The 23,784-nt window shown below is 73.7% G+C and carries 28 protein-coding genes, 1 pseudogene and 1 riboswitch; of the genes and pseudogenes, 14 read left to right on the top strand and 15 right to left on the bottom strand.

Going from position 1 to position 23,784, the window contains the following annotated elements; translation table 11 throughout:
• Nucleotides 1–15 precede the first annotated feature (15 nt).
• Nucleotides 16–816, top strand: a complete 801-nt coding sequence (locus MF672_RS16995; RefSeq protein WP_242383652.1) for an APH(3'') family aminoglycoside O-phosphotransferase — start codon at nt 16–18, stop codon at nt 814–816.
• Here the strand turns inward: MF672_RS16995 and MF672_RS16990 are convergent.
• A complete protein-coding gene (locus MF672_RS16990; protein ID WP_247815267.1) occupies nt 803–1,651 on the bottom strand; it encodes a class I SAM-dependent methyltransferase in 849 nt (282 codons plus the stop codon). The genes MF672_RS16995 and MF672_RS16990 overlap by 14 nt on opposite strands.
• Nucleotides 1,648–2,277 (bottom strand): TetR/AcrR family transcriptional regulator, encoded by a 630-nt coding sequence (locus MF672_RS51390; protein WP_302893220.1) that lies wholly within the window; start codon nt 2,275–2,277, stop codon nt 1,648–1,650. Before MF672_RS51390 ends, MF672_RS16990 begins: the two co-directional genes overlap by 4 nt.
• A 185-nt stretch (nt 2,278–2,462) precedes the next feature.
• On the opposite strand from MF672_RS51390, the gene MF672_RS16980 reads away from it, so the two are divergent.
• Nucleotides 2,463–3,293, top strand: a complete 831-nt coding sequence (locus MF672_RS16980; protein WP_247815266.1) for a hypothetical protein — start codon at nt 2,463–2,465, stop codon at nt 3,291–3,293.
• A 228-nt stretch (nt 3,294–3,521) separates the two neighbouring features.
• Nucleotides 3,522–3,661: riboswitch (cyclic di-AMP (ydaO/yuaA leader) on the top strand.
• A 15-nt stretch (nt 3,662–3,676) separates the two neighbouring features.
• On the top strand, nt 3,677–4,342 hold the full coding sequence (locus MF672_RS16975; RefSeq protein ID WP_247815265.1) for a CHAP domain-containing protein: 666 nt from the start codon (nt 3,677–3,679) through the stop codon (nt 4,340–4,342).
• Between the two features lie 50 nt (nt 4,343–4,392).
• Here the strand turns inward: MF672_RS16975 and MF672_RS16970 are convergent, their stop codons facing one another.
• Nucleotides 4,393–4,962, bottom strand: a complete 570-nt coding sequence (locus tag MF672_RS16970) for a TetR/AcrR family transcriptional regulator (protein ID WP_242379916.1) — start codon at nt 4,960–4,962, stop codon at nt 4,393–4,395.
• A gap of 69 nt (nt 4,963–5,031) precedes the next feature.
• Here MF672_RS16970 and MF672_RS16965 point away from each other — a divergent pair, with 69 nt between their 5' ends.
• On the top strand, nt 5,032–5,529 hold the full coding sequence (locus tag MF672_RS16965) for an FBP domain-containing protein (protein ID WP_242379914.1): 498 nt from the start codon (nt 5,032–5,034) through the stop codon (nt 5,527–5,529).
• Nucleotides 5,530–5,548: 19 nt separating this feature from the next.
• Here the strand turns inward: MF672_RS16965 and MF672_RS16960 are convergent, their stop codons facing one another.
• Entirely contained in the window at nt 5,549–6,445 is an 897-nt protein-coding gene (locus tag MF672_RS16960; protein ID WP_242379912.1) for an LLM class flavin-dependent oxidoreductase, read from the bottom strand.
• Nucleotides 6,446–6,651: 206 nt separating this feature from the next.
• On the opposite strand from MF672_RS16960, the gene MF672_RS16955 reads away from it, so the two are divergent.
• Complete coding sequence (locus tag MF672_RS16955; RefSeq protein ID WP_242379910.1) at nt 6,652–7,824, top strand: cellulose-binding domain-containing protein; 1,173 nt, start codon at nt 6,652–6,654, stop codon at nt 7,822–7,824.
• Nucleotides 7,825–7,913: 89 nt separating this feature from the next.
• A pseudogene (locus MF672_RS16950) lies at nt 7,914–8,350 on the top strand (DUF6010 family protein).
• On the opposite strand, the gene MF672_RS16945 reads toward MF672_RS16950, so the two are convergent.
• Entirely contained in the window at nt 8,321–9,286 is a 966-nt protein-coding gene (locus MF672_RS16945; RefSeq protein ID WP_242379905.1) for a helix-turn-helix transcriptional regulator, read from the bottom strand. The pseudogene MF672_RS16950 and the gene MF672_RS16945 overlap by 30 nt on opposite strands.
• Before the next feature lie 61 nt (nt 9,287–9,347).
• Here MF672_RS16945 and MF672_RS16940 point away from each other — a divergent pair, with 61 nt between their 5' ends.
• On the top strand, nt 9,348–11,618 hold the full coding sequence (locus MF672_RS16940) for an ATP-binding cassette domain-containing protein (RefSeq protein ID WP_242379903.1): 2,271 nt from the start codon (nt 9,348–9,350) through the stop codon (nt 11,616–11,618).
• Nucleotides 11,619–11,633: 15 nt separating this feature from the next.
• Here the strand turns inward: MF672_RS16940 and MF672_RS16935 are convergent, their stop codons facing one another.
• A complete protein-coding gene (locus tag MF672_RS16935; RefSeq protein WP_407654727.1) occupies nt 11,634–12,665 on the bottom strand; it encodes a fatty acid desaturase family protein in 1,032 nt (343 codons plus the stop codon).
• Nucleotides 12,666–12,872: 207 nt separating this feature from the next.
• On the opposite strand from MF672_RS16935, the gene MF672_RS16930 reads away from it, so the two are divergent.
• The gene (locus MF672_RS16930) at nt 12,873–13,178 is read left to right on the top strand and encodes a hypothetical protein (protein ID WP_242379901.1); all 306 of its coding nucleotides are present in this window, start codon (nt 12,873–12,875) and stop codon (nt 13,176–13,178) included.
• A gap of 6 nt (nt 13,179–13,184) precedes the next feature.
• Here MF672_RS16930 and MF672_RS16925 read toward each other — a convergent pair whose 3' ends face one another.
• Nucleotides 13,185–13,604 carry a hypothetical protein gene (locus MF672_RS16925; protein WP_242379899.1) on the bottom strand — a complete coding sequence of 140 codons (420 nt, stop codon included), beginning with the start codon at nt 13,602–13,604 and terminating at the stop codon, nt 13,185–13,187.
• 148 nt (nt 13,605–13,752) lie between these two features.
• Here MF672_RS16925 and MF672_RS16920 point away from each other — a divergent pair, with 148 nt between their 5' ends.
• Nucleotides 13,753–14,922, top strand: a complete 1,170-nt coding sequence (locus MF672_RS16920) for a hypothetical protein (RefSeq protein ID WP_242379896.1) — start codon at nt 13,753–13,755, stop codon at nt 14,920–14,922.
• Nucleotides 14,923–15,010: 88 nt separating this feature from the next.
• Here the strand turns inward: MF672_RS16920 and MF672_RS16915 are convergent, their stop codons facing one another.
• Nucleotides 15,011–15,802 (bottom strand): maleylpyruvate isomerase family mycothiol-dependent enzyme, encoded by a 792-nt coding sequence (locus tag MF672_RS16915; protein ID WP_242379894.1) that lies wholly within the window; start codon nt 15,800–15,802, stop codon nt 15,011–15,013.
• Between the two features lie 122 nt (nt 15,803–15,924).
• Nucleotides 15,925–16,497, bottom strand: coding sequence for a TetR/AcrR family transcriptional regulator (locus MF672_RS16910; RefSeq protein WP_242379892.1), 573 nt, complete (start codon nt 16,495–16,497; stop codon nt 15,925–15,927).
• A 100-nt stretch (nt 16,498–16,597) separates the two neighbouring features.
• Here MF672_RS16910 and MF672_RS16905 point away from each other — a divergent pair, with 100 nt between their 5' ends.
• Together MF672_RS16905 and MF672_RS16900 are read left to right on the top strand one after the other, a co-directional pair.
• Nucleotides 16,598–17,059: a DUF2867 domain-containing protein gene (locus MF672_RS16905; protein WP_242379890.1), complete on the top strand. Its 462-nt coding sequence runs from the start codon at nt 16,598–16,600 to the stop codon at nt 17,057–17,059.
• 67 nt (nt 17,060–17,126) lie between these two features.
• Nucleotides 17,127–17,435: a hypothetical protein gene (locus MF672_RS16900; protein WP_242379887.1), complete on the top strand. Its 309-nt coding sequence runs from the start codon at nt 17,127–17,129 to the stop codon at nt 17,433–17,435.
• A gap of 33 nt (nt 17,436–17,468) precedes the next feature.
• Here the strand turns inward: MF672_RS16900 and MF672_RS16895 are convergent, their stop codons facing one another.
• The 3 genes from MF672_RS16895 to lexA form a co-directional block, all read right to left on the bottom strand.
• The gene (locus tag MF672_RS16895; protein WP_242379885.1) at nt 17,469–17,906 is read right to left on the bottom strand and encodes a DUF6114 domain-containing protein; all 438 of its coding nucleotides are present in this window, start codon (nt 17,904–17,906) and stop codon (nt 17,469–17,471) included.
• The gene (locus tag MF672_RS16890) at nt 17,906–18,502 is read right to left on the bottom strand and encodes a DUF6230 family protein (RefSeq protein ID WP_242379883.1); all 597 of its coding nucleotides are present in this window, start codon (nt 18,500–18,502) and stop codon (nt 17,906–17,908) included. The genes MF672_RS16895 and MF672_RS16890 overlap by 1 nt, the downstream gene beginning before the upstream one ends.
• Before the next feature lie 153 nt (nt 18,503–18,655).
• The gene (gene lexA, locus MF672_RS16885; protein WP_242379880.1) at nt 18,656–19,324 is read right to left on the bottom strand and encodes a transcriptional repressor LexA; all 669 of its coding nucleotides are present in this window, start codon (nt 19,322–19,324) and stop codon (nt 18,656–18,658) included.
• Between the two features lie 82 nt (nt 19,325–19,406).
• On the opposite strand from lexA, the gene MF672_RS16880 reads away from it, so the two are divergent.
• The 3 genes from MF672_RS16880 to MF672_RS16870 are packed head-to-tail and all read left to right on the top strand — an operon-like array spanning nt 19,407 to nt 20,399.
• Nucleotides 19,407–19,733 (top strand): PadR family transcriptional regulator, encoded by a 327-nt coding sequence (locus tag MF672_RS16880; RefSeq protein ID WP_242379878.1) that lies wholly within the window; start codon nt 19,407–19,409, stop codon nt 19,731–19,733.
• Nucleotides 19,730–20,086, top strand: coding sequence for a DUF1048 domain-containing protein (locus MF672_RS16875; RefSeq protein ID WP_242379876.1), 357 nt, complete (start codon nt 19,730–19,732; stop codon nt 20,084–20,086). The genes MF672_RS16880 and MF672_RS16875 overlap by 4 nt, the downstream gene beginning before the upstream one ends.
• Before the next feature lies 1 nt (nt 20,087).
• Nucleotides 20,088–20,399, top strand: coding sequence for a DUF1048 domain-containing protein (locus tag MF672_RS16870; RefSeq protein WP_242379874.1), 312 nt, complete (start codon nt 20,088–20,090; stop codon nt 20,397–20,399).
• On the opposite strand, the gene MF672_RS16865 is transcribed toward MF672_RS16870, so the two are convergent.
• The 3 genes from MF672_RS16865 to MF672_RS16855 are packed head-to-tail and all read right to left on the bottom strand — an operon-like array spanning nt 20,383 to nt 23,719.
• A complete protein-coding gene (locus MF672_RS16865) occupies nt 20,383–20,793 on the bottom strand; it encodes a VOC family protein (RefSeq protein ID WP_242379871.1) in 411 nt (136 codons plus the stop codon). The two genes, MF672_RS16870 and MF672_RS16865, sit on opposite strands and share 17 nt — an antisense overlap.
• Nucleotides 20,794–20,798: 5 nt before the next feature.
• Nucleotides 20,799–21,296: a helix-turn-helix transcriptional regulator gene (locus MF672_RS16860; protein WP_242379869.1), complete on the bottom strand. Its 498-nt coding sequence runs from the start codon at nt 21,294–21,296 to the stop codon at nt 20,799–20,801.
• A 26-nt stretch (nt 21,297–21,322) separates the two neighbouring features.
• Nucleotides 21,323–23,719, bottom strand: coding sequence for an ATP-binding cassette domain-containing protein (locus MF672_RS16855; RefSeq protein WP_247815264.1), 2,397 nt, complete (start codon nt 23,717–23,719; stop codon nt 21,323–21,325).
• Nucleotides 23,720–23,784 lie beyond the last annotated feature (65 nt).

Here is a 23,784-nt window from a genome sequence, read left to right as displayed (position 1 = left end):
GGGTATGATCATCCGGTGACCGCCTGCCGTGCCCTGCTGCCCGCGGGCGAGGACTGGACGCCGGTCGGCGGCGGCGAGTCAGGGGCCGGGGTGTTCCGCTCCGGCGACGGCTCCCGCTACGCCAAGTGCGTCCCCGGCGGCCGGGAGGGCGAGCTGGCGGGCGAGCGCGACCGCGTCGCCTGGCTCGCCGGGCAGGGCGTGCCCGGGCCGCGGGTGCTCGGCTGGCACGTCACCGCCGGCGCCGGGGCCTGCCTGGTGACCAGCGCCGTCGCGGGCGTCCCCGCCGACCGGCTGCCCGCCGGGCGGCTGTGGCAGGCGTGGGAGGCCATCGCCGGTGCCGTGCGCGCCCTGCACGACCTGCCCGCGCGGGCCTGCCCGTTCGAGCGCGGCCTCGACGTCATGGCCGCGGAGGCCGCCGACGTCGTCGCGCGCGGCGCGGTCAACCCCGACTTCCTGCCCGAGGAGCAGCGCGACGTGCCGCCCGCGCGGCTCCTGGCCCGGCTGCGGCCCGAGTTCGGCCGCCGCCGGCGGCAGGAGGCCGAGCAGGCCGTCGTCTGCCACGGCGACCTGTGCCTGCCCAACATCATCGTCGACCCGCGCACGCTGCGCGTGTCGGGCTTCGTCGACCTCGGCCGGCTCGGCCGCGCCGACCCGTACGCCGACCTCGCGCTGCTGCTGACCAACGCCAGGGAGACCTGGACCGGCCAGGAGCAGGCGCGCCGCGCCGACGAGGCGTTCGCCGCCCGCTACGGCATCACCCTCGACCCCGGCCGGCTGCGTTTCTACCTGCACCTCGACCCGCTCACCTGGGGCTGAGCGCGGCCTCCCCGAACCGGTAACGCATCGTCACCCCCGCGTAGTGCGCCTTGGGGTACAGGTTGACGAAGGCGCACAACAGCTTGTCGTACAGCGGCGCGCCGCGGTGCAGCCGCAGCTCGGTCTGGCTGCGCCGCTCCACCAGGTGCAGGCGCTCGTCGATGCGGGCCAGGTCGGCGGGGCCGTCGTAGGTCCAGCGGACGGTGATGTCGTTCTGCGGGAAGAACGGGCCGCTGCCCTTCCTGCTCTCCCACTTCTTGGCCAGCGACGAGTACGCGGTGAACAGCACCTCCCCGCCGGGGAAGCGGTCCACGACCCGGCGCAGGAACGTGCGCACCTCCTGCTCCGGCAGGAACATCAGGACGCTGTCGGCCACGACGAGCACCGGCCGGCCGGCGGGGACGCGCTCCAGCCAGTCCGGGTCGGCCAGCGCCGCGCCGATGCTGGTGCGGCCGGGCCGCTCCGGGTAGAGCCGGTCGCGGAGCGCGACCACGTCGGGGAAGTCGACGTCGTACCACAGGCAGCCGGCCGGCGGGTCGACGCGGAAGACGCGGCTGTCGAAGCCGCTGCCGACGTCCAGCACCACGGCGTCGGGGTGGCGGGCGACGAAGGCGCGGGTCCAGTCGTCGAGCAGGCGGGTGCGGGCGGCCAGGGTGAAGCGGGCGTAGTTGAGCTGGGTGAACTGGGAGAAGTCGAAGTCCAGCCGGTCGACGAGGCGGGCCGCCCAGGGGTCGCCCAGGATGGGGTGCGGGTCGAGGCTGTCGCGCCAGCGGCCGTAGAGGGTGATGAAGGCGCTGTTCCTGATGCCGTGTAAAGCGGTGTCGATCTTGTTCATGGCGTCTCTCCTCGGTGGAGGGCCTCGCGGGCCGCGGCGGCCTCGCGCGGGGTGACCAGCGGATGGGAGTGGACCTCCAGCAGCGCCCGCAGCAGCCGGGCCTCGCCCTCGGGGGTGGTGAGGTCGGCGTCCATGCTGCGGGCGACGTGCTCGTGCAGGACCGCGATCGACAGCGTCATCGCGGTCCGCACCGCGGCGCGGGCGCGCAGGTCGGCCTGCGGCTCGTCGGGCCGGGCGGCGTCGGCCTGCGCCAGCCACCGCTCGTGGATGCGGACGAACTCGTCGAACAGCGCCCCGGCCGCGCCCTCGCTCAGCGCCCGGCCGAGGTAGCGCTGGTAGGGGCCCAGCGCCGAGGGCCGCACGTCGGGGGCCGCCCGCATGCCGTCGGCCTCGACCCGGGCGTCGAGCCGCCGCAGCATCCTGATCAGCTGCTCGTCGCACGCCTGGCGCAGCCCCTGCTTGGACCCGAAGTGGTGGCGGACCAGCGACGGCGCCACGCCCGCGATCGCGGCGACCGCCCGGAACGTGGTGCGCTCGAAGCCGAGCTCGCCGAACAGCCTGACCGCCGCGTCCCTGATGCGGGCCCGGGCGGTGAGGTCTTCGGGGTCCGGTGCGGCGGCGGCCATCCATGCTCCCTTGTTCGTTCGTGCAGTGTGCTGCTCACCTAAACAACAGACTGCACTGTTGTGCAGCGAAGGGCAAGAGCCGGGCGGGCGGGAGTGTCGCGGGGTGCGGCGGAACGGCGTCCGCTCAGGTCAGCGCGGGTATATCGTCACCTCACGTCACCGGATGATTACGCAGGGGAGGCGTCGTGGGGGAAGCGGGCAGCCATCTGTCGCGCGAGCTGCGGCGGCTGCACCAGGCGGCCGGGCGGCCGTCCTGCCGGCTGCTGGCCGACCTCGCCCGGCGGCAGCGGCCCCCCGTCAGGCTGACGCTCGCCACGTTGTCGGCCTGGCTGTCGGGCACGGAGGTGCCCGCCGACCCGGTCGCGTTCCGGTTCCTGGTGCGGGCGCTGGAGGACCGGGTCTGGCGGTACGGGCCCGTCGTGCCGTACTGGCCGCTCGGCTGGCGCGCCTGGGAACGCATGCGGCAGCGGGCCGCCGGTGAGCACGCCCCCGCTCCCCGGCGGGCCGCCCGGCCCTGGCGGCGGCTGGGCCAGGCCGCCGCCGCGCTCGCCGCCGCCACGGCCACCGCCGCCGTGATCGTGCTGCACGACCTGCCGCGCCCGGCGCTCGTGCCGCCCGTGGTCGCCGCCGCCGACGGGCTCACCGTCGCCGCCGACCCGCTGCCCGGAGCCGCCCCCTGGTACGTCGCCCGCCGCGTCTCCGGCCCCGCCGCCTGCCCCTCGTCGTGGGCCTGCTTCTACCAGTACGACGACTTCAACCGCCGCTCCCCCGGCTGGATGATCCTCGCCCACGACCCTGGCGGCCGCGCCACCGGCTGCTACGACTTCACTCCCCCGTACGACAAGGCGATGAGCTCCTGGATCAACAACACCGCCGTCGCCATCGCCTGGCACCCCGCCCACCACGACCACGGCCCGCCCCACCGCATGAACCCGCACGCCCGCGCCGCCCACCTCGGCCTCGCCGCCCGCACCGCCTCCTCCTTCCACATCCTGGCGGGCAAAGCCCGCCCCTGACCGCGGCATGCCCGCACGTGACCTCCGCCCGCCCTCGCGTGGGTCTCATGACGCGGGAAGGCGGGCAGGACCCGCCCGTGACCGCGGCATGTCCGCACGTGACCTCCGCCCGGCCTCATGGGGATTTCATGACGCGGGAATGACGCAGGTCAGAGGCGTGTTGTACAGTTCCGTGAGCGTCGCGGAGACGACGCCATGTTCGACACCCTCCCACCGCCGGGCGACGAATGCCCGCGGCCGCTGAATCCGCCGTCGCGCGGAACCGGGGACCCAATCTCATCGGGGTGAATCGGCGCTCAGCCGCGCCGTAGGGCAGCTTCCAATGCCCGAACCCGTCAGCTAACCCGGTAAGCGGCATGGAAGCACAAAGGAGCAACTCCCTCATGGCCATCAGCCGTCTCATCCGTGCCCGCAAGCTCGACGCCGCCAAGCTCGCGCTGGGCGCGACGCTCGCCGCCTCCGCCTTCGGCGCCACCGCCGCCGTCGACGCGCAGGCCGACAGCGCCAGGCAGAACGCGGCCGCGCCCGCCGTCAGCAACCGCGACGCCCGCGTCAACGTCACCGCCCAGCAGGTCCTGGACCTGGCCAGGGCCCAGGTCGGCACGTCCGAGAACGCCAGCGGCGGCGGCACCAAGTTCCAGCAGTGGTACGCCGGCTCCGCCCGCGCCGGCGAGACCGTGCTGCGCGACGGCGGCAGCCGCGCCGCCTACCTCAACGCCCCCTGGTGCTCGATGTTCGTCTCCTGGGTCGGCGAGGAGAGCGGCGCCCGCACCCAGGTCGGCTGGGACGCCTACACCGTCGCCCACGCCAAGTGGTTCGCCGCCAACCAGCGCTGGGGCACCGAGCCGAAGCCCGGCGCCGTGGTGTTCTTCTCCTGGAGCGGCAGCAAGAGCCTGAGCGCCATCAACCACGTCGGGTTCGTCGTCAAGGACAACGGCGACGGCACGATCTCCACGATCGAGGGCAACACCGGCAACGGCAAGGTCGAGGAGCGCGTCCGGCCGGCCTCGCAGGTCGTCGGGTACGGCTACCCGAACTACGCCGCCTGAGCCCGCCGGGCCAGATCAGGCCAGATCAGGTCAGATCAGGCCCGTACGGGTCATTCCGGGGGCCAGTCGCGCAGGACGGCGTCCAGCGCGTCGAGCGTGCGGGCCCAGGACAGGTCCGCCGCGCGCGCCGTGCGGCTGAAGCCGCCCTGCGTCTCCAGGCTGACGAAGCCGTGGAAGGTGCTGTGCAGCATGCGCACGGCGTCGGTCTGGGCCGGCTCCGGCAGGTCGTAGCCGCGCAGGATGGCCCGGGTCATCTCCGCGTGCCGGCGGGCCGCGCTGGCGTAGGCGGTCGCGTCGTCCAGCGGCAGCTGGGCGGCGGCGTACCGGCCCGGATGCTCCTTGGCGTAGCCGCGGTAGGCGTCGGCGAAGGCGACCAGCGCGTCCTTGCCCGCCCGGCCGGCCAGCGCGGCGGCGGCCCGCTCGGCCAGCTCGGCCAGACCCAGCACCGCCACCCGCACCCGCAGGTCGTGGGCGTCCTTGACGTGCGCGTACAGCGCGGCGGGCTGGACGCCGAACCGGCGGGCCAGCGCCGAGACGGTCAGGTTGTGGAAGCCGATCTCGTCGGCCAGCTCGGCCGCCGCCAGCGTCAGCCGTTCCGCGGTCAGTCCCGCCCGTGCCACCCGCGCCCCCACAACTTAAAGCCTTTAAGGATTTGCATAATAGCATTAAGGAAACTAGCCTCGCCGCTCATGAGACCTCTGACCGAACGCGACATCCGCACGTCGTTCGTCAACTGCTCCAAGGGCGAGGCCGGCCGCGCCGGCATCCCCAAGGACCTCCACGACCTGCCCTGGGACGACCTCGACTTCCTCGGCTGGCGGGATCCCGGCGCACCCGAGCGCGCCTACCTGGTCGCCGAGCGCGACGCCCGGCTGACCGGCGTCGCGCTCCGCGTCACCTCCGGCGGCTCGCGCGCGTTCACCTCGCGCAGCATGTGCTCGCTGTGCCTGACCACGCACACCGGCGGCGGCGTCGCGCTGATGACCGCCCGCCGCACCGGCGAGTCCGGCCGCCAGGGCAACTCCGTCGGCCAGTACCTGTGCGCCGACCTCGCCTGCTCGCTCTACCTGCGCGGACGCAAGGAGTCCGCGGGCGCCGGCGTCGTGGAGGAGTCGCTCACCCTGGCCGACAAGCTCGCCCGCACCCAGGCCAACCTGCGCTCCTTCCTGGACCGGGTGACCGGCTGACCGGTGACCGGGTGAGCGCTCAGCCGCGCACCGGGCCGATCAGCTCCTCCGCCGCCCAGCTCGCCGCCCCCGGCGGGTACGGCGACGGCAGGTTGAGCACGAAGTGCGAGAACCCGGCCTCCCGCAGCCGCCGCAGGGACTCCCGGGCCGAGGCCGGATCGTCGTAGGAGACGGGCAGCTGCACCGAGCGGGTGATCCCGGCCGGGTCCCGGCCGATCTCCGCGCACAGCTCGTCCAGCACGGCGGCGCGCCGCACCAGGTGCTCGACCGGGTTGACCGGCGGGCCGATCGCGTTCCAGACGTCGGCGTGCTCGGCGACGACCCGCAGCGTCGCGGTGCCCGAGCCGCCGATCAGGATCGGCGGGTGCGGGCGCTGCACCGGCTTGGGGCTGCAGCGCGCGCCGGTCAGCCGGTAGTGCCGCCCGGCGAAGTCGAAGACGTCCTCGGTCCACAACCGGCGGATCACTGTGCACGCCTCGCCGAGCGCCGCCACCGCCGCGCGCCACGGCACCAGCGGGATGCCGTACCCGTCGTACTCGGGAGCCACCGCGGCGGCGTCCGGCAGGCCGCCCACCCCGATCCCCAGGTCGAGCCGGCCGCCGGAGATCACGTCGAGCGTCGCCGCCATCTTCGCCAGCACCGCCGGCGGGCGCAGCCGGTTGTTGGTCACCATCAGCCCGAACCGCAGCCGCCGCGTCTGCACGGCCAGGGCCGTCAGCAGCGTCCACCCCTCGTGCACCGGCCCCGAGGCGTCCACGATCCGGCCGCCCACGTAGGGGACGAGATGGTCGTACAACCAGGCGTGCCCGATCTCCGGGATCGTGTCCGCCTCGCGCCAGACGCGCAGGATGTCGTCGTAGCCGACGTTGGCCGGGGTCGTCTTGATGCCGAAACTCGGCGTGCCGTCGTGAGTCATGGGCGCGAGGCTAGGACCCGAAGCGCGCTCGAAGTCAAGGCGCGTGAAAGATTCACCGGGCGGGACGACGGGGGCGCTGGTCGGGGCGGGTGCGGGCGGCGGCGGCGTTGACAGCGCGGGCCGCCGGCGCGAAACATCGTCGGCGGACCCGCTGTTGGGAGCGCTCCCAATCCTGTGACAGGCCGACCCCGAAGGCGAGCGATGTCATGACCCGTCCCCCCGTGCGGCTGTGGACCGCCCTCGTCTGCGCCGCCGTCCTGGCCCTGGCCGGGCTCGCGGTGAGCCGCCCCGCCGCGGCCGACGCCGGCTGCCGCGTCGACTACACCGTCAACCAGTGGCAGGGCGGCTTCACCGCCCAGGTCAAGGTGACGAACCTCGGCACGGCGCTCAGCGGCTGGCGGCTGCGGTGGACGTACGCCGGGGGGCAGCGCGTCACCAGCGCCTGGAACGCCACCGTCGAGCAGAACGCCGCCACCGTCACCGCCGCGAACCTCACCTGGAACGCCGCCCTGCCCACCGGCGGCGCCGCCGAGTTCGGCCTCCAGGGCACCTGGACGACGGCCAACCCCGCCCCCGCCGACTTCGCGCTCAACGACGTCCTGTGCAACGGCGTCACCACCGCGACCCCGACGAGCACCCCGACGGCCACGCCGACGGTCACGCCCACGCCGACGGTCACGCCCACCGGCCAGCCCGGCTGCTCCGGCGCGGCCGTGTGCTCCGGCTTCGAGGACCAGTCCGGCGCCCCGTCCGGCGACTGGCAGGTCGCCACCCCCAACTGCTCGGGCACCGGCACCGCGAGCATCGACACCGCCGTCGCCCACACCGGCGCGAAATCCCTGCGCATCAACGGCGGCGGCAACTACTGCAACCACGTCTTCGCCGCCACCACCCGCGACGTCTCCCACGTCGGTGCCGTCCTGTACGCCCGCATGTGGGTGCGCCACACCACCGCCCTGCCCGCCGGCCACGTCAGCATGATCACCATGGCCGACGCCAACGACGGCAACCGCGACCTGCGCATCGGCGGCCAGAACGGCGCCCTGCAATGGAACCGCGAATCCGACGACGCCACCCTGCCCGAGCAGAGCCCGGCCGGCGTCGCCCTCAGCACCCCCCTGCCGACCGGCCGCTGGGTGTGCCTGCGCTACGAGATCGACACCACCCGCCAGTCGATGCGCACCTACCTCGACGACCAGGAGGTCACGGGCCTGCGCGTGGACGGCGTCCCCACCCAGGACGTCGACTCCCAATGGCTGCGCCGCTCCACCGCCCCCCGCCCGGCCACCCTGCGGCTCGGCTGGGAGAGCTACGGCGGCGACAGCGACACCCTCTGGTACGACGACGTCGCCGTCGGCTCCTCCCCGCTGCCGTGCTGACCGGACCGGAGCGCGCCTGGCGATAATCCGGCGGAACGTGGCACTCCAGCCGCTGGGACCGGCCGCCCGCCGGTCCTAGCCTGGCGCCCATGTCCAGCGCCGTCTCCATCGCCATCTCCCTCGCCGTCTCCATCCTCATGCCGATCGTCATCGGGATCGTCGCCGTCTGCCTGCTGTCCCTCATCCCCGAGCCGCACCGCCGCCGGTTCAACGCCGTGCTGGTCGCCGGCGCCGGCGCGGCCTACCTCAGCGGCGGCGGCCTCGGCCCCGCCGAGCTCGCCCTGCCGGCCGTCATGACCTACGTCGCCTACCGCGGCCTGGACAGCTGGGCCTGGATCGGCGCCGGCTGGCTGCTGCACACCGCCTGGACGTCGTGCACCACCTCAAAGGCAGCCCCATCCTGCCGTTCGCCGAGCACTCCTCCTTCGGCTGCGCCCTGTGCGACCCCGTGATCGCGCTGTGGTGCCTCGCGGGCGGCCCGCCCGTCCTCGCCCGGCTACGCGCCCGCGCCGGTCGCGCCGCCTAGCCGCTCGCCGAACACGCGCAGCGCGGCCCCGAACCGGGCCGGCTCCTCGACGGTGAACGGCGCGTCCAGGAAAGCGAGGTTCAGCAGCAGCCACTGCCAGGTGTCGAGCATCAGCACCGCCCTGGTGCGTCCCTCGCCCAGCGACTCCAGCTCCGCCTCCTGGTGGGCGAAGGCGTCGGCGACGGCCGGCAGCGGCGCCTCCACGGTGACGACGACCCGCTCGCGGTCCTTGTTCAGGCCCTGGCGCAGGTAGTCCAGCGCGCTGCCGGCCGGCAGCGGGCGCGGCTCGTAGCCGGCGGTGGAGGTGCGCAGCCCGCTCACCCGGTCCGTGCGGAAGACCCGCCAGCCGTCCCTGCCCAGGTCATAGGCGAGCAGGTACCAGCGCAGCTGGTGGTGGACGTGACGGTACGGCTCGGCCCGCCGGCAGGTGCGCGCGCCGTCCTTGCCGGCGTAGTCGAAGGTGACGACGCGGCGGCGCTGGATCGCCTCGGCCAGCTCGGCCAGCACCTCCGCGCTGACGCTCGGCGCCCGCGCCGCGCCCGTCTCCAGGCTCGCGCGCAGGTGCGCGGCCCGGTGCCGCAGCCGCTTGGGCAGGAACTGGTCGACCTTGCCGTAGGCGCGGGTCGCCGCCTCGTCCAGGCTGCCCTCCGCGGCGCGGCCGGTCGCGGCCAGCGTGGCCAGCCCCAGCAGCGTCGCGATGGCCTCGTCGTCGTCCAGCACCAGCGGGGGCAGCGCGCTGCCCGCCACCAGCCGGTAGTGGCCGCCCGGGCCCGGCTGCGTCGTCACCGGATAGCCGTAGCCGCGCAGCCGGTCCACGTCACGGCGCAGGGTGCGGGCGCTGACGCCGAGCCGGGCGACGAGCTCGTCGCCGGTGAACGCCCGGCCCGTCTGCAACGTGGCCAGCAGGGCGAGGATGCGCTGGGTGACGTCCGCCATGCCCGCCAGTCTGCCCTGATGCGGCCAGAATGCGACCGCATCTGCTCGTAACGTCGAGCGCATGAACGTCATCCGCATCCGGGGCGCCCGGACCAACAACCTGCGTGACCTCGACGTCGACCTGCCGCGCGGCCGGCTGATCGTGTTCGTCGGGGTGTCGGGGTCGGGCAAGTCGTCGCTGGTGTTCGACACGATCGCCGCCGAGGCGGGCCACCAGCTCAACGAGACGTTCCCGCCGTTCACCCGCAACCGGCTGCCGAAATGGACGCGTCCCGACACCGACGAGATCGCCGGGCTCTCCCCGGTCGTGCTGATCGACCAGCGCAGGATCGGCGGCAACGCGCGCTCCACCGTCGGCACCATCACCGACGCCTGGACCTACCTGCGGCTGCTGTACTCCCGCGCCGGCACCCCGCACATCGGCGAGTCCGGCCACTTCTCCTTCAACGACCCCGCCGGGATGTGCCCGGACTGCTCCGGGCTCGGCGAGATCGTGGTCAGCGCCGTCGAACGCTTCCTCGACCTGGACAAGTCGCTCGCCGAGGGCGCGATCCTGCTGCCCGGCTTCGGCCACGGCGGCTACTGGTACTCCCAGTACGCCGACATCGGCAGCTTCGATCCCGGCACGCCGCTGCGCGACTGGACGCCCGGCCAGCGGCAGGCGCTGCTGTACGGCGGCGAGCACGCCGCCCGGCTCGGCACCCGGCCGCCGAAGGACTACGAGGGCGTCGTGCAGCGCTTCGAACGCATCTACCTGCACACCTCCGACGACCTGTCCGACCGCAAACGCGAGACCATCGCCCGCTTCACCCGCTCCCAGACCTGCCCCGCCTGCCACGGCGACCGGCTCAACGAGGCCGCGCGCGGCGTCACCGTACTCGGCCGCACCATCGGCGAGCTGGCTCGCATGGAGATCACCGAGCTGGCCGGGTGGGTGGAGCAGGTCCGCGACCCGGCCGTCGCGCCGGTCGTGGCCGCGCTCGGCGACAAGCTGCGCGCCATGGACACCATCGGGCTCGGCTACCTGCACCTCGGCCGCGCCACCACCACCCTGTCCGGCGGCGAGTCGCAGCGCGTCAAGACCGTCAAGCACCTCGGCAGCAGCCTGGTGGAGATGCTCTACGTCTTCGACGAGCCCACCGTCGGCCTGCACCCGCACGACGTCGCCGCCATGACCGCCCTGCTGCGGCGGCTGCGCGACAAGGGCAACACCGTGCTCGTCGTCGAGCACGACCCCGCCGTCATGGCGATCGCCGACCAGATCGTGGAGATCGGCCCCGACGCGGGCGCGGGCGGCGGCCGGCTGGTGTTCCAGGGCGGCTTCGAGGAGCTGCGCGCGGCCCGCACCGCCACCTCGCGGGCCCTGGCCGCGCGCGTCGCGCCCGCCGCCGCGCCGCGCACGCCCACCGGAGCGATCACGGTGACCGGCGCCACCCGCAACAACCTCAAGAACCTCACCGTGGACATCCCCGCCCAGGTGCTCACCGTCCTGACCGGGGTCGCCGGGTCCGGCAAGTCCAGCCTCGCCGCCGAGCTGGTCGCCCAGCACGCCGCCGTCGTCATCGACCAGCGGCCGGTCAGCGTCAACCGCCGCTCCACCCCCATCACCTACACCGGCATCGCCGCGCCCGTCCGCAGGCTCTTCGCCCGGCACAGCGGCCGGCCCGCGAGCCTGTTCAGCGCCAACTCCGCCGGCGCCTGCCCCGAGTGCAAGGGCCTCGGCGTCGTCTACACCGACCTGGCGTTCATGGACGGCCAGGAGAGCGTGTGCGAGACCTGCCAGGGCCGGCGCTTCACCGAGGACGTGCTGCGCCACCGGGTCAACGGCCTGTCCATCGCCGACGTGGACGAGCTCACCATCGCCGGCGCCCTCGACCGGCTGCCCGACCCGGCGATCCGCGACGCGCTGCGCCACCTCGACCGGGTCGGGCTCGGCTACCTGCGCCTCGGCCAGCCGCTGACCACGCTGTCGGGGGGCGAGTGCCAGCGCGTCAAGATCGCCCGCGAGCTGCGCGAGGCCGCCGAGCCGTCCCTGTACGTGCTCGACGAGCCCACCACCGGCCTGCACCTGCGCGATATCGCCGCGCTGCTCGGCGTCCTGGACCAGCTCGTCGGCCAGGGCCACACGGTCGTGGTCATCGAGCACAACCTGGACGTCATCCGCCGCGCCGACTGGGTCATCGACCTCGGGCCCGGCCCCGGCAGGCACGGCGGCCAGGTCCTCTACCAGGGGCCGGTCGCGGGCCTGCGCGGCACCGCCACGGCCGCCGCCCTGCACGAGGGTCAGCCGGCCCCGGACGAGGGCCGGCCGGCGCCGGTCGGCACCAGGTAGCGGCGCGTCCGGCCGTCATGCCCGCCGCGCGGCCCGCAGCGGCTGCCCGACGTCGTGCAGGTGGCGCAGGGCCTGCCCCCAGGAGGCGAGCAGCCCGCACTCGACGTAGTCCACGCCGAGCGAACGGCAGTAGTCGCGCACGATGGGCTTGGCCCGGCGCAGGTTCACGCTCGGCATGCCGGGGAACAGGTGGTGCTCGATCTGGTGGTTCAGGCCGCCGAGCGCGACGTCGAGCAGCCGCCCGCCGCTGACGTTCCTGGAGGTCAGGACCTGCCGGCGCAGGAAGTCCAGCTCGTCCTGCGCGGTCAGCACCGGCATGCCCTTGTGGTTCGGCGCGAACGTGCACCCCAGGTAGACGCCGTAGCAGGCCTGATGCACGACCAGGACGGCCAGCGCCTTGGCCGGCGGCAGCACCGCGAACAACGCGCCCAGGTAGGCCACGACGTGCCCCACCAGCAGCAGCGCCTCGGCCGCGCGGTTCTTCAGCGACGGCCGCCGCAGCGCGCGGAAGCTCGACACCTTCAGGTTGACGCCCTCCAGCGTGAGCAGCGGGAAGAACAGCCACGCCTGGTGGCGCCCGATCAGCCGCGGCAGCCCGCGCGCGGTCTCGGCCTGGCCGCGCGACCACAGCAGGATGTCGGGCGCGACGTCCGGGTCGTGCTCCTCGTGGTTGGGGTTGGCGTGGTGGCGGGTGTGCTTGTCCATCCACCAGCCGTAGCTGAGGCCGACGGCGAGGTTGCCGACCAGCAGGCCCGCCGTCCTGGCGGTCCGCCGCGAGCGGCAGATCTGGCCGTGCGCCAGGTCGTGGGCCAGCAGCGTGACCTGGGCGAAGGCCACCGCCAGCAGCACCGCGACCGGGAGCTGCCACCAGGAGTCGCCGACGGCGGCGAACACCGCCCAGCTTCCCGCGAACAGGGCCCCGACCAGCCCGATCCGGATCGCGTAGTAGCCGGGCCGCCGCTCGAGCAGGCCGGCCTCGGCGACGCGGCGCGACAACCGGGCGAAGTCGCTGCCCCGCCGCGCGCGCGAGGTGTCCACAACAGTCACGTCGAACTCCGATGCTGACGAGAACGCTCAAAGGTGATCGCTAGCCAGCATCGCGAGAACCACCCGGCGCGCGGACCCCCGCTGTCACCCGTCCTCGTGGTAGTGCCAGCCCTACCGTACGGGACCCGCGCGCGCCGGTGACGTCGCCGCCCGCCGCCGCGGAGTAGGGTGCAGGCAGGCAGGCCGGCGGCGCCCTTTGGAGGGCTCATGGACGAGTTCGTGCCGGAGTTGCTGGAGTTCGAGACCGCGCTCCCGGGCTACCGCCGGGCGGCCGGCCTGGCCAACGCCCTGCTGGCGCGCGGCTGGGCCCTGATGGCCGAGGTGGCCCCCACCGGTCCCGGCCGGCGCGCCGAGCAGGACGTCTGGATCGTCCGGGTCATCGCCACGGCCGGCGAGGGCGGCAGCGTCCGGCGCTGCCTCCAGCGGGTCAACCCGGGCGGCGAGGTCACGACGCGGGCCCCGGCCGACGGGCTGGACCGCTTCCTGAGCGACCTGCTCGACGGCCCGGACTGACCTCCTTCAGCCCTGGCCGGGCTCGCGCAGCCCGCCGGTGGCGATGAAGTCGACCGCGACCCGGTAGAAGCTCGCGATCGACTCGCCGCCCTCCACCCCGTCACGCAGCTGCTTGCGCACCTTGGTGAAGGGGAAGGCGGTGCTCCCGTCGGGCAGCAGCACGCCCCATCCGCCCTCGTCGGAGCAGTGCCAGCGCCCGCCCGCGCCGGCCGCGACGCACGCCCCCAGGAACGACCCGAGCACCCCCACCAGACCGTCCACCCGTTCCGGGTCGAACCCCGGCCGGGCCCGCTGCCGCTCGATGAAGCCCTCCACCCACTCGACGGACTCGCGGTTGAGGCCGAAGCCGGCGTCGGCGAGCGGGCCGAGCTGCTCGATCGCCAGCTCGACGTTCGCCTGGATCCACTGGAGCTCCTGCTCGTCCACCCGCCGATGGTGACAGCGCCCGCCACCCGCGGGCAACCGGATATGCCCCGGCCGGCGGCGGTCCGGGGTTTTCCCTAGGGGCGACCCCGTGTCAGGACGCCGGCGCCGACGGCTACGGTGACGCGACCAGCCGCGAAGGAGGGGTCTCATGGCCGACGGTCTCCCCCCGCAGGACGGCCACGAGCCGCAGGCCGCCCCGGACGAGATCCCGTGGGGCCCGCTGCTGCGCACGTCCTGGCGCGAAGGCGCCTTCACCCGCATCGCCGAGCTGGAGACGTTGTGCGCCTGGGCCTACGCCGAGGCCGACGAGCCGCAGCGCGCCCGCCTCCAGCTGGTGCACCGGGCCGCGGGCAAGCACATCGACCGGGCCCGCGCCGCGGCCCGGCATCGGGCCCCCTACCGCTCCTTCACCGGCGCCCTGTTCGAGGCGGCCAACAGCAACTGCGACGCCGCCGAGGCCGACCTGCTGCGGATGGCCCCCGACACCTACCTCCTCGGCCAGCTCCCCAGCCTGATCGACCATGTGACCCGGCACCTGCCGCCGAGCGACCCGCGGCTGCGCGAGTTCGACAAGCTGCGCGCCGACCTCGACGCCGACGGCCACTGCTCGGAACGGGCGCGCACCCAGCTCATCGCCGTCGCCCGCGCCGCCAGCTCGGCCGCCGCCCGCGAGTACCTGGCCGTGCACCGCTTCCGCAACGTGCTCATCCTGTCGGCGGCCGTCCTCACGGTGATCGCGGTCAGCATCGCGGTGCTCGGCGTCTGGATGAAGGAAGCGGTGCCGCTGTGCTTCGTGCCGCAGCGCGGCCAGGACGTGTTCCTGGTGTGCCCGGCCGCCGAGACGGTGCTGCAGATCGCCGGGCAGCCGGCGCGGCCCGAGCTGATGGCGGCGATCCGCGCGGCCACCCGCGACGGCGACCTGGCCACGGTGGAGCTGCTGGGCGCGGTCGCCGGCGCGGTGACGGCGGCGGTCGGGCTGCAGGGGCTGCGGGCGGGCACCGGCGCGTTCGGCCTGCCCGTCGCGCTCGCCCTGCTCAAGATGCCCTTCGGCGCGCTGACGGCGTTCATCGGGCTGCTGCTGATGCGCGGCCAGTTCATCCCGGGGCTGAGCGCGCTGGACTCCTCGGCGCAGATCCTGGCCTGGGCCGTGCTGTTCGGCTCCTCGCAGCAGATCTTCACCCGGCTGGTGGACCAGCAGGCGCGGGCGGTCGTCGGCCGGGTGCGCGGAGCCCGGCGCGCCACCGGCGACGGCGGCCACGCCGACGCTGACGACCGCGCCCCGCCGGCCGGCGCGGGATCCGGACGCGGCGATCAATAGCCGGAGCGGGGCCCAACGCGATGGTCAATAGCCGGAGCGGGGCCCCGACGCGATGGTCAGTAGCCGGAGCGGGGCCCCGACGCGATGGTCAGTAGCCGGGGAAGACCTCGCGCAGCAGGTCGAGGTCGGCGGCGCCCGTCGTGACCACGCCGCCGGGCGTGTGCGCGGGAGCGAGCCGGCCCGCGACCAGCCGCAGCCACGCCTCGGCGGGCAGCGCCAGCGTGCCGTCGGGCCGCTCGGGCACGTCGGCGTCCACGCTGATCGGCGCCCGCAGCCGCAACGCGAACACCGAATCCGGCTCGGTCGTGGACACCGTCACCACCAGGCTCCGCCCGCCGAGCCGATCCACCTTGCCGATCCAGGCGAACAGGTCGGGCCCCTCGCGCAGCAGGACCGCGGTGGCGTCGGGGGCGAGGGTGGCGTGCTCGTCGAAGGCGACCCGCACGTCCCACGCGTGCAGGGCCAGCTCGCTCAGCCGCATCCTGGCCACGGTGCCCACGTCGGCGGGGGCGGGCAGGAAGCCCAGGTCGATGCGCAGGTTGTCGCGGGCCGCGGCGTCCAGCGACTCGTAGAGCGCGGTCAGGTCCTGGCCGGCGCGCAGGAAGCCGTCGGCGCGCTCGCGCCGGCTCATGGCGTCCCACCGGTCCCAGACGCTCTGGTTGAAGTCGTGGCCGGGGCCGGGCTCGTCCTTCAGCGCGGCCTGCAGCACGGCCAGCCCGATCTCGGCGCCGCTGCCGAGATGGCCGAGGACCTGCGAGACGTCCCACTCGGCCGCGCCCGAGGGGCGCGCGAGATCGTCGTCGCCGAGGCCGGACACCAGCCCGGCGAGGTCGTCGTGCCCGGTCCGCAGTACGGCGATGACCGTGTCGGCGCTGCTCATCCTGCACCCCACACCCGCTCAGAGGAACTGCCCTCGCACAAACTACCTCCCGCGCCCATCGCGATCATCAGCGACATGCCTCTTCCGGCGAAGGAGGCGACGGCCGTGGAGGCCGTGCGCCGTCACCGCGCGGCGGGGCGCGGAGGGCGGTCGAGGATCAGGTCGGCGGCGCGGGTGAGCACTTCGGCGCGGCTGCGCCCGCCGTGGCCGGCGGCCAGGAAGTGCGCGCCGATCGCCACGCAGAAGGCGATCAGGCTGCGGGCCTCCACCTCGTCGGGGTCGGCGCAGAACGTGCCGATCATCTCGCGCAGCAGCGCCATGCGCCGGTCGTCGACGCGGCGCAGGCGTTCGGCGACGGCCTCGTCGCGCCGCGCCCAGTCGCGGACGGCGAGGTCGATGGGCAGCAGGCGGTCGCCGGAGAAGGTGAGCACGCCCGCGCGATGGATCTTGGTCTTCGGGTCGCCGCCCTCGCGTTCGACACGCGCGATGACCTCGTCGGTGCTCTCCCGCTCCCACGTGTCGAGCATCGCCTCCAGCAGCGCGTCGCGGTCGGCGAAGTAGCCGTAGAAGCCGCCCTTGGTGACGCCGAGCCGTTTGGCCAGCGCCTCGACGCGGACGGCGTCGGGGCCGCCGTCGGCCAGCGCCCGCAGGCCCTCCTCGATCCACTTCTCGCGCGGCGTGCGCGTGACTCCCACGATGTGCCTCACCTCACAAGCAGCCTATGTATACGGCACCGTACAGTCCAGCTACGCTCATTCTATACGGGTGCGTATACATCGACGGAGGTCCGACCTCATGCCACAACAGACCCGCGAGCTTCCCGCCGCGGTCCGCGCGCTCAGCCCGCTCGGCGACTACGCCGACGTGTTCACCGCCGCCACCCGCGCCGGCGCGACCCCCGAGCAGTGGGCCCGCGCCATGTTCGGCGACGTGCCCGGCCCGGCCGGGCTGCTCATCTGGCGCGGCTTCCTCGGCCTGCGCCTGGCCCGGCAGCCGTCGCCCGACACCGTCGCCGGCTGGCGCGTCGACGGCCGCGGCGACGACTGGATCCGCCTCGCGGCCCGCTCCTGGTTCCTCAGCGCCCACCTGGTCGTCACGACCGCGGACGGGCACGTGTCGCTGGCGACCTTCCTGCGCTACGACCGCTTCCCCGGCCGGCTCGTGTGGCCCCCGCTGTCGGCGGTGCACCGCCTGCTGGTGCCGCGCGTCCTGCGGGCCGCCGTCGCGAGGACGGAGCGGCACGCGCCGCGCGGGTGACCGGTGGAACGGGATGGAACGCCCCGCGGATACAGGCCATCCACCCGACCACCACAGGGAGAGCCCCGTGACGTACCTGACGAACAAGCTCCTGGGCGCCTTGGCCGCGGCGGCGCTGACCGGCGCCGCCCTCGCCACCGCCGCCCTGCCCGCCACCGCCGCCGCCGTCACCGCGCAGAGCGGCGCGCTGTTCGACGGGTTCGGCAAGGGCCTGGACGAGGACAGCGCCGCCGCCGGCGCCGAGAGCGCCGCCCAGCAGAACGCGCTCGACCACGGCTTCACCGAGTGCAGCGTGTTCGAGTCGGTGCTCTCCCAGGACGGGCGTTCCGGCGTGTGGTTCGCGATCGTCACCGTCCGCTGCGAGGACGCCGCCTGACGGCCCCGCCCGGCGGGGTCAGGACCGGCGGGGTCAGGGCCGGCGGCCCGCCAGCGATCGCACGGCGGCCGCCGCGCCCCGGACGCCGAAGCTGTCGAAGGGCCCGGCCGGCCGGCCGACCGGCGTCCAGGCCACCGTCAGCGTGCCGCCCAGCACGCCGAGGACCAGCCCGAGGAAGAACCCGCCCAGGTTGGAGTACACGAACGACGCCATCGACAGCAGCACCGCGACCAGGCCGAGGAAGACGCGCTGGCCGGGCTGCGACCAGATCAGCACCCCCGCGATCACCATGATCAGGGAGATCGCGTAGCCGGCGCCCACCGTGCCGAACATCACCGCCGCCGGCAGGGCGCTGAGCGCCAGCGGGACGGCGAGCAGCTCCAGGCCCGCCGCCACGACGAGCAGCCCGCCCCAGAACGGCCGCGACCGCCGCCAGGCCCTCGACCTCGCCCGCACGCCCTGTCGCGCCATCAGAAGCACTCCCGCGCGCCCCGCGTCACGGACATGGCGAGGTCGGGCAGGGTGAACGTGGCGGCCGTGACGGCCCGCGCGTTCAGCCGCACGTTGCGCAGGGTGACCGACCGCGCCTGGCTGCCGAACGTGCCAGGGGGGCCGGCCGCGCCGGGCACCTCGTCCAGGGTGGCGGCGTCGCGGCCGATCTGCACGCCGCGCAGCGAGGTGGCCGACTGCCCGGACGGCACGTCGATCACCAGGTTGTCGATCGTCACCCGGTTGCCGTCGCGGCCGCCGGTGAGCTGGACCGTCACCGGGCCCAGCGGCGTGCGCACCAGCGCGCTCTGGCACAGGTCGGTCACCACGGCCCGCCGCACGCCGGTCACGATGACCGGCACCGGCCGGTCGTCGGCGGTCCGGTCGACGCGGCCGGCCAGCGAGAAGCCCTGGCCGCGCAGCTCGCCGGTGTAGAGCTTGAAAGCGGCGCCGGAGACCACGAACGTGGCGCCGATGACCCCCTGAGCCGTCGCCGTGACGAGCATCGAGGTCATCGCGGCCACCGGGACGAAGATCCAGGCGAAGCGCGTCCAGCGCACGCGTCCCTGCTCGGCCATGACTCGGCTCCACTCCCGTTCGGCTGCCCGGACGAGCCGGCGGCCCGCCACGTCGGCGCCGCCCGGCCTCACCCCGAGCATGGGCGGCGCGCCCGCCGTCCACCGGCACGCGCGCCGGGCGCCGCCGCGATCATGACCCGCGGCTGGCGAAACTCAGACGTTGCGCAGGACCGAGACCACGATGCCCAGCACCACCGCCCGGTCGCCGTCGATGACGTCGTAGGCCGGGTTGCGCGGTTCGAGCAGGACGTGGCCGCCGCGCCGCCGGAACACCTTGACCGTGGCCTCGCCGTCGATCATCGCGGCGACGATCTGGCCCGAGTGCGCCTCGGGCTGCCGGCGCACCACGACGATGTCGCCGTCGCAGATCGCGGCGTCGATCATCGAGTCGCCCCGCACCCGCAGCGCGAACACCGTCCCGCGCCCGGTCAGGTCGCGGGGCAGCGTCAGCACGTCGTCCACGTGCTCGTCGGCCAGGATGGGCGCGCCCGCGGCGATGTCGCCGACCACGGGCACCGGCACCAGGTCGGCGGCCGGCCGCGACTGCGGGTCGCGCAGGAACACCCGCACGTCGATGGGCCGGGTCATCGCCTCGCCCCGGCGCAGGAACCCCTTGTCCTCCAGGCTGCGCAGGTGCTTGGACACCGACGACGGCGAGCGCAGCCCGACCGCGCGGCCCAGCTCGCGGGTGCTCGGCGGATAGCCGTGCCTGACCACCCAGTCCCGGATCGTGGCGAGGATGCGCTGCTGGCGGGGCGGCAGTGCCGAGGCGTCCAGGTGCTCGAACACGTCGAGATCGTCGTAGGCGGTCACCTGCGACATGCTAGCCCGGCGGCGCCCACGCCTCCCCGCTAGTCTGTGTTACTGTATAGTGGTACTCGGTAATACAGAGTAGAGGGATGCGATGGACGACCTGACGGAGATGCTGAAGGGCACGCTCGAAGGCTGCGTGCTGCAGATCATCGGCCGCGAGGAGACCTACGGGTACGCCATCACCCGCCGGCTCAACGAGCTGGGCTTCGCCGACGTCGTCGAGGGGACGGTCTACACCATCCTGCTGCGGCTGGAGCGGAACGGGCTCGTCCAGGTGGCGAAACGACCGTCCGGGCTGGGCCCGCCGCGCAAGTTCTACACGCTCAACGAGGCGGGCCGCGAACGACTCGCGACCTTCTGGGCGAAATGGGAGTACCTCTCCTCACGCATCGACCAGCTCAAGGAGGACGGCGCATGAACTTCTGGGAGACCATCACCGGCAGCGATCTCACCAGGGAGTACAAGGAGTTCGAGGCCCGGGCCGCGAAGCTGCCGCCCGGCCACCGGGAGGGGTGGGAACAGATCAAGGCCCACCTCTTCCCCTACGGGGACTTCACCGGCCGCAACCTCATGCCGATCCTCGACGGCGCCCTCGGGCTGCTGGAGGAGACCGCGGCCGAGGGGCAGGACATTCACGAGGTGCTGGGCGACGACGTCCCGGGCTTCTGCGCGGCGCTGGCCGGCGGGGAAGGCGCCCGCAGCTACCGCGACCGGTGGCGCGAGCAGTTGAACAGGAACGTCGCCAGGAAACTTGGCCGGCTGGGAGGCTGACGTGGGCATTCAGGACATCATCGAAGGCAAGAGGCAGTGGCGGGCCCACCTGGCGCGCGTCAAGGCGCTCCCGCCGGACTACCAGATCGTCTACAAGGAGCTGCAGAAGTACCTGTTCAAGGTCGGGCCGGTCGACCTGCCCGACGGGCCCCTGCTCACGGGGATCGTCGACTTCTTCGAGGAGGGCGTCGCGGCCGGCAAGGGGGTGCTGGAGCTCATCGGCGACGACGTCGCCGCCTTCGCCGACGAGCTGATCAAGGACACGCCCACCTACGCCGACCTCTACCAGGAGTCCGTCAAGCGCGCTCGTTGATGCGGATGAGGTTGCCCGCGGGGTCGCGGAAGGCGCAGTCGCGCACCCCGTACGGCTGCTCCATCGGCTCCTGCACCACCTCGGCCCCGCCGGCCTGCAGCTTGTCGAACAGGCCGGCGAGGTCGTCGGTGGTCAGCACGATGCCGCCGTAGGTGCCCTTGGCCATCATCTCGACGATGACGCGGCGCTCGTCCTCGGTGATGCCGGGGTCGGCGTCCGGCGGCTGCAGCACGATGGACGTCTCCGGCCGGCCGGGCGGCCCGACCGTGATCCACCGCTTGCCCTCGTAGCCGACGTCGTGCCGGACCTCGAAGCCCAGGGCGTCCCGGTAGAAGGCGAGCGAGGCCTCCGCGTCGTCGTGCGGCAGGAAGCTCGCGTTGATCGTGATGTCCATGCCGGTCACGCTAACCGCGACTCGCCGACGGACGCTTCTCGATTCCTGACCGGTCTGGTGACCTGCTTGGCCACGCACGACGGGATGCCCTCCGTGCCCGTGCCGGTGCCCGCGGCCCCCTCCGCCGCCTCCGCCGCCTCGCGGCGGTAGGCGCTGGGCGGCACGCCGACCAGCTCGGTGAAGCGGGTGCTGAAGGTGCCGAGGGAGGAGCAGCCCACCGCGAAGCACACCTCGGTGACGCTGAGGTCGCCGCGGCGCAGCAGCGCCATCGCGCGCTCGATGCGCCGCGTCATCAGGTACGAGTACGGGGACTCGCCGTAGGCGCGCCGGAACTCGCGGCTGAGGTGCCCCGACGACATGTTCACCCCGCGGGCCAGCGCCTCGACGTCGAGCGGCTGGTCGTACTCCCGGTCGATGCGGTCGCGGACGCGCCGCAGCAGCGCCAGGTGGCGCAGGCGCTGCTGGTGGGCGGCGTCCTCGGGCGTGGAACGGTTCGGTTGCACGCCCCCATCTTTCCCAGTCCGTACCGTTATCGTCCACTCGGGGCGCCGACGTAGGCGGCCAGGTGCTCGCCGGTCAGGGTGGCGCGGGCCGCCACCAGGTCGGCCGGCGTACCCTCGAACACCACCCGGCCGCCGTCGTGGCCCGCCCCCGGCCCCAGGTCGATGATCCAGTCGGCGTGCGCCATGACCGCCTGGTGGTGCTCGATCACGATGACCGACTTGCCGGCGTCCACGAGCCGGTCCAGCAGGCCGAGCAGGTGCTCCACGTCGGCCAGGTGCAGGCCGGTGGTCGGCTCGTCCAGGACGTACACGCCGCCCTTGTCGCCCATGTGCGTGGCCAGCTTCAGCCGCTGCCGCTCGCCGCCCGACAGCGTGGTGAGCGGCTGGCCGAGGCTCAGGTAGCCGAGCCCCACGTCGGCGAGCCGGGTGAGGATCGCGTGCGCGGCCGGGGTGCGCGCCTCGCCCGCGCCGAAGAACTCCGCCGCCTCGGTCACCGGCATCGCCAGCACCTCGCTGATGTCCCGGCCGCCGAGCCGGTGCTCCAGCACCGCGGCCTGAAAACGCTTGCCCTCGCACTCCTCGCACGTGGTGGTGACGCCCGCCATCATGCCGAGGTCGGTGTAGATGACGCCGGCGCCGTTGCAGGCCGGGCAGGCGCCCTCGGAGTTGGCGCTGAACAACGCCGGCTTGACCCCGTTGGCCTTGGCGAACGCCTTGCGGATCGGCTCCAGCAGCCCGGTGTAGGTCGCCGGGTTGCTGCGCCGCGAGCCGCGGATCGGGCTCTGGTCCACCGCGACGACGCCGTCCCTGCCCGCGACCGAGCCGTGGATGAGCGAGCTCTTGCCGGACCCGGCCACGCCGGTCAGCACGACCAGCACGCCGAGCGGGATGTCCACGTCGACGTCCTTGAGGTTGTGCGTGTTCGCGCCGCGCACCTCCAGCGCCCCCGACGGCCGGCGCACCGACTCCTTCAGCGTGGCCCGGTCGTCCAGGTGGCGGCCGGTGAGCGTGCCGGACGAGCGCAGCCCGTCCACGCTGCCCTCGAACACCACCCGGCCGCCGGCCGCGCCCGCGCCGGGCCCGAGGTCCACGACATGGTCGGCGATCGCGATCACCTCGGGCTTGTGCTCGACGACCAGCACCGTGTTGCCCTTGTCACGCAGCCGCCGCAGCAGGTCGTTCATGCGCTGGATGTCGTGCGGGTGCAGCCCGATCGTCGGCTCGTCGAAGACGTAGGTGACGTCGGTGAGCGACGAGCCGAGGTGCCTGATCATCTTCGTGCGCTGCGCCTCGCCGCCGGACAGCGTGCCGGCGGGCCGGTCGAGGCTGAGGTAGCCGAGCCCGATCTCCACGAACGAGTCCAGCGTGTGCCGCAGCGCGGCCAGCAGCGGCGCGACGGACGGCTCGGCCAGCCCCGCCACCCACTCGGCCAGGTCGCTGATCTGCATCGCGCAGGCGTCGGCGATGTTGATCCCGCGGATCTTCGAGGACCTGGCCGCCTCGCTGAGCCGGGTGCCGTCACAGTCGGGGCAGGTGGTGAAGGTGACCGCCCGCTCCACGAACGCGCGGATGTGCGGCTGCATCGCCTCGCGGTCCTTGGACAGGAACGACTTCTGGATCTTCGGGATCAGGCCCTCGTAGGTGAGGTTGACGCCCTCGACCTTGACCTTGACCGGCTCGTGGTAGAGGAAGTCGCGCATCTCCTTGTCGGTGAACTCGCGGATCGGCTTGTCCGGGTCGAGCAGGCCCGACTCGGCGTAGACGCGCACCGTCCAGAAGCTGTCGGACTTCCAGCCCGGGATGGTGAACGCGCCGCCCGCGATCGACTTGGAGTCGTCGTAGAGCTGCGTGAGGTCGATGTCGGAGACCGAGCCCCGCCCCTCGCAGCGCCCGCACATGCCGCCGAGCTGCGTGAAGCTCTGCCTGACGGTCTTGCTGTTGCCGCGCTCGACGGTGATCGCGCCGCTGGCCCGGACCGTCGGGACGTTGAAGGAGAACGCCTGCGGCGAGCCGATGTGCGGCTGCCCGAGCCGGCTGAACAGGATGCGCAGCATCGCGTTGGCGTCGGTGGCGGTGCCCACCGTGGAACGGGGGTCGCTGCCCATGCGCTGCTGGTCGACGATGATCGCGGTGGTCAGGCCGTCGAGCACGTCCACCTCGGGCCGGGCCAGCGTCGGCATGAAGCCCTGCACGAACGCGCTGTAGGTCTCGTTGATCAGCCGCTGCGACTCCGCCGCGATCGTGTCGAACACCAGGGAGCTCTTGCCCGAGCCCGACACGCCCGTGAACACCGTCAGCCGCCGCTTCGGGATCGTGACGTCGATGTCCTTGAGGTTGTTCTCGCGGGCGCCGTGCACGCGGATCAGGTCGTGGGTGTCGGCGCGGTGCGGGGCGGACGGCTGCGCGTCCGTGGTCGTGTCCATGCTCTTCGTGGCTCTCCGTGTCTCCGTCGATGGTCGTCCCGGCCATGGGCGTGCCGCGGAGCCTA

This window comes from Actinomadura luzonensis (assembly GCF_022664455.2).
Classification (GTDB): Bacteria; Actinomycetota; Actinomycetes; order Streptosporangiales; family Streptosporangiaceae; genus Nonomuraea; species Nonomuraea luzonensis.
Note: the sequence above shows the minus strand (reverse complement) of the source record. Positions and strands in the feature narration are given on the sequence as shown.

Coding starts and splice junctions, on each gene's coding strand:
- MF672_RS16990 (WP_247815267.1), bottom strand. CDS start 1,651: ATGAACAAGATCGACACCGCTTTACACGGCATCAGGAACAGCGCCTTC.
- MF672_RS51390 (WP_302893220.1), bottom strand. CDS start 2,277: ATGGCCGCCGCCGCACCGGACCCCGAAGACCTCACCGCCCGGGCCCGC.
- MF672_RS16975 (WP_247815265.1), top strand. CDS start 3,677: ATGGCCATCAGCCGTCTCATCCGTGCCCGCAAGCTCGACGCCGCCAAG.
- MF672_RS16965 (WP_242379914.1), top strand. CDS start 5,032: ATGAGACCTCTGACCGAACGCGACATCCGCACGTCGTTCGTCAACTGC.
- MF672_RS16960 (WP_242379912.1), bottom strand. CDS start 6,445: ATGACTCACGACGGCACGCCGAGTTTCGGCATCAAGACGACCCCGGCC.
- MF672_RS16955 (WP_242379910.1), top strand. CDS start 6,652: ATGACCCGTCCCCCCGTGCGGCTGTGGACCGCCCTCGTCTGCGCCGCC.
- MF672_RS16945 (WP_242379905.1), bottom strand. CDS start 9,286: ATGGCGGACGTCACCCAGCGCATCCTCGCCCTGCTGGCCACGTTGCAG.
- MF672_RS16940 (WP_242379903.1), top strand. CDS start 9,348: ATGAACGTCATCCGCATCCGGGGCGCCCGGACCAACAACCTGCGTGAC.
- MF672_RS16930 (WP_242379901.1), top strand. CDS start 12,873: ATGGACGAGTTCGTGCCGGAGTTGCTGGAGTTCGAGACCGCGCTCCCG.
- MF672_RS16920 (WP_242379896.1), top strand. CDS start 13,753: ATGGCCGACGGTCTCCCCCCGCAGGACGGCCACGAGCCGCAGGCCGCC.
- MF672_RS16915 (WP_242379894.1), bottom strand. CDS start 15,802: ATGAGCAGCGCCGACACGGTCATCGCCGTACTGCGGACCGGGCACGAC.
- MF672_RS16905 (WP_242379890.1), top strand. CDS start 16,598: ATGCCACAACAGACCCGCGAGCTTCCCGCCGCGGTCCGCGCGCTCAGC.
- MF672_RS16895 (WP_242379885.1), bottom strand. CDS start 17,906: ATGGCGCGACAGGGCGTGCGGGCGAGGTCGAGGGCCTGGCGGCGGTCG.
- MF672_RS16890 (WP_242379883.1), bottom strand. CDS start 18,502: ATGGCCGAGCAGGGACGCGTGCGCTGGACGCGCTTCGCCTGGATCTTC.
- lexA (WP_242379880.1), bottom strand. CDS start 19,324: ATGTCGCAGGTGACCGCCTACGACGATCTCGACGTGTTCGAGCACCTG.
- MF672_RS16880 (WP_242379878.1), top strand. CDS start 19,407: ATGGACGACCTGACGGAGATGCTGAAGGGCACGCTCGAAGGCTGCGTG.
- MF672_RS16875 (WP_242379876.1), top strand. CDS start 19,730: ATGAACTTCTGGGAGACCATCACCGGCAGCGATCTCACCAGGGAGTAC.
- MF672_RS16865 (WP_242379871.1), bottom strand. CDS start 20,793: ATGGACATCACGATCAACGCGAGCTTCCTGCCGCACGACGACGCGGAG.
- MF672_RS16855 (WP_247815264.1), bottom strand. CDS start 23,719: ATGGACACGACCACGGACGCGCAGCCGTCCGCCCCGCACCGCGCCGAC.